This is a genomic window from Pseudomonas protegens (assembly GCF_003732485.1).
Classification (GTDB): domain Bacteria; phylum Pseudomonadota; class Gammaproteobacteria; order Pseudomonadales; family Pseudomonadaceae; genus Aquipseudomonas; species Aquipseudomonas protegens_B.
This window is the reverse complement of record NZ_MOAK01000018.1, coordinates 76,596-77,389: the sequence shown is the minus strand read 5'-3', so window position 1 is coordinate 77,389 and position 794 is coordinate 76,596. Positions and strand designations below refer to the sequence as shown.

Annotated in this window: 1 protein-coding gene; it reads left to right on the top strand. The window is 66.9% G+C overall.

Annotated features, from left to right (window positions below):
• Positions 1-130 precede the first annotated feature (130 nt).
• On the top strand, positions 131-794 hold a 664-nt coding region (locus BLX41_RS34220; RefSeq protein ID WP_404942729.1), incomplete at its 3' end, for a permease.

Below are 794 nucleotides of genomic sequence, written 5' to 3'. Positions count from 1 at the left end.
ACCCCCCCCTTGTAGCCGCTGCCGCAGGCTCGGCAGCGGCTACAGTCCAATGCCGGACGAGATCGGTTCGCGGCGCACCGGCGCCAGCAGCTACAATTCGCGCTTATTGTCTTTGTGCGGAAACCCCTTCATGTCCAACCTCGCCTCCACCCAGCCCGCTCGCGGCTGGGCGTTCTGGTGCAAACCCCTGCTGTTCCTGCTCGTGGCCGCTATCGGCCTGTATTACGTGAAGTGGTCGCCCTACTACCTCAAGGCCTTTGTCGCCGCCGACAGCCACAGCATCGGTGCCTCGATCCTCAACGATCAGCAGAGCTCGCCCTGGAGCGCCGCCCTGGCCTATTCCCAGGTGTACTTCCTGGCCATCTGGAAGGCTGCGGTGCTGGCGGTGATCTTAGGTTCCCTGTTGCAGGTACTGATTCCCCGGGACTGGCTGCTGCGCCTGTTCGGCCGTGCCGGCTTCGGCTCGACCCTGCGCGGCGGGCTGTTCGCCCTGCCGGGCATGATGTGTTCCTGCTGCGCCGCACCAGTGGCCGCCGGGCTGCGGCGGCAGAAGGTTTCGGTGGGCGCGGCCCTGGCGTTCTGGATCGCCAACCCCGTGCTCAACCCGGCCACCCTGGTGTTCATGGGCTTTGTCCTGGGCTGGGGCTTTTCCGCCCTGCGCCTGGTGGCGGGCATTGTCCTGGTGCTGGGCGTTTCCCTGGTGGCGCAGCGTGTCGCCGGCCCCGAGCAACTGCCCGAAGCCGCGGTGGATGCGGTGGTGGAAGCCAGCACGGTGAACGACCAGCCGTTCCTCA